At 71.7% G+C, this 1912-nt stretch carries 1 pseudogene; it reads left to right on the forward strand.

Going from position 1 to position 1912, the window contains the following annotated elements:
• Positions 1–125: 125 nt before the first annotated feature.
• Positions 126–1912 (forward strand): annotated as a pseudogene (locus tag KBX53_RS31620) (hypothetical protein); the annotation flags it as partial.

Below are 1912 nucleotides of genomic sequence, written 5' to 3' on the forward strand. Positions count from 1 at the left end.
GTGCCACCTCGCGCCGTATGCGTTGCCCTACCCGTGGTATCCGTCAGCCGCGACGGAGTGAAGTAGCTCCCACAAGGCCCGTCCGTATCGCCCCAGCAGGGCCCGTTGCGTGTGAGGATGGGGGCATGTCGCACGGCGAGGAACTGTTCGCCCTTGGCGGGGACGTGACGACGGAGCCCAGCTTCGAGTCCGCTCTGCGGGGGTACGAGAAGAAACAGGTCGACCGTTATGTCGCGCGTGCTGAGCACGAGATAGCGACCCTCGCCTCCGAACGGGAACAGGCGTACACACAGATCCACAAGCTCGCCGGCCAGGTCGAGGTTCTGCAGCGTGACCTGACCCAGGTGCGCAAGCAGATGAACGTGGTCGACCGGGCGTCGTTCCGCCATCTCGGCCCGCGGGTCGAGTCGATCCTCACTCTCGCCGAGGAGCAGGCCGAGCAGATCCTCGCCGACGCCAATGGGGAGCTCGATGCCCGCCGCGCCGCCGCCGAGCACATCATCGAGGAGGCCCGCGAGCAGGCCGCGCGGGCGCTGAAGGACTTCGAGATCGCTCTCGCCGCCCGACGCGCGGAGGAGGAGCGGCACAGCGCCGCCCGGCGGGCCGAGGCGGAGGAAACCCTGCGGTCGGCCAAGGACGAGTCGGCGCAGTTGCGCAAGGCGGCGCAGGACGCGCTGGCGAAGGCCCAGCAGGAGGCCACCCAGCTGCGGGATTCCGCCAAGGAGATCCACACCCGGGCCCAGCAGGAAGCCACCAAGCTGCGCGAGACGGCCCGCGAGACGCTGGCCAACGCCCGGCAGGAGGCCAGCGATCTGCGCGATGCGGCCAAGGAGGTGCATGCCAAGGCCCTCCAGGAGGCCAAACGGCTCACCGACACCGCGACCGAGGCCGGGCGGGCCACCCACGCCAAGGCGCAGCAGGAGGCCAAGCAGATCATCGACGACGCGTCGATGGCCGGGCGGGCCACCCGCGCCAAGGCGCAGCAGGAGGCCGAGCGGCTGACGACGCAGGCCACCGAGTCGGCGAAGCGCAGCCGCGCCGAGACCGAGGCGTACGTGCAGCGGATGCGCACCGAGACCGAGGCGTACGTGCAGCAGACCCGGGCGCAGACCCAGCAGGAACTGGGCGCGTGGCGGGCCGGGGTGGAACAGGAGGTCAACTCCCGTCGGGAGGCGGCCGACCGGGAGCTGGCGCAGCGACGGTCCGCGGCCGAGCAGGAGTTCGCCAAGCGCCGCGACGAGTTGGACAAGCAGCACGCGGCACGCCAGCAGGAGCTGGAAGCCGCGTTCACCAGCCGTCAGCAGGAGCTGGAGAGCGACCTCACCACCCGCCGCGACGAGTTGGAGACGGAGTACTCCACCCGCAAGAACGAGCTGGAGACCGCGTACACCGCCCGCAAGAACGAGATCGAACAGGGTGCGGCCGGCATCCGTCAGGCGGCCGAGCAGGACGCGGCGGCGCTGCGCCAGCGGTCCGAGGCGGAGGCCACCGAGCTGCTGAGCCGGGCCGAGACCGAGGCCGGCGACAAGCGCCGCAAGGCCGACGAGCATGTCGCGGCGTCCCGGCGGCAGTTCGAGGAGTACGGGCCGGCCACCCACGCAGCAGCACCTGGCCACCACCCAGCAGCACCTGGCGGCGACGCAGCAGGAGGCGGCGGCGGGCCGGCAGCAGTTGGCCCAGGTGATGCTGGAGATCGCCCAGGCCCAGCAGCAGCTCGCGGATCTGCGGCAGGAGACCTGGAAGGCCCGGCAGGAGTCCGACGAGCTCCAGCGTCAGATGTCCGAGCTGCGGTTGCAGAGTGTCGCCGGCCCGATCGACGGCCCGACCGCACCGGACGCGGCGTCCGACGCGAGCGCGGACCTGTCCGGTGGTGGGGACGACGGCGTGAGCGTTTCCGCCGGCACCGGCGCCC

Origin of the sequence: Micromonospora sp. M51, assembly GCF_018070305.1 — a bacterium.
Taxonomy (GTDB): domain Bacteria; phylum Actinomycetota; class Actinomycetes; order Mycobacteriales; family Micromonosporaceae; genus Micromonospora; species Micromonospora parva.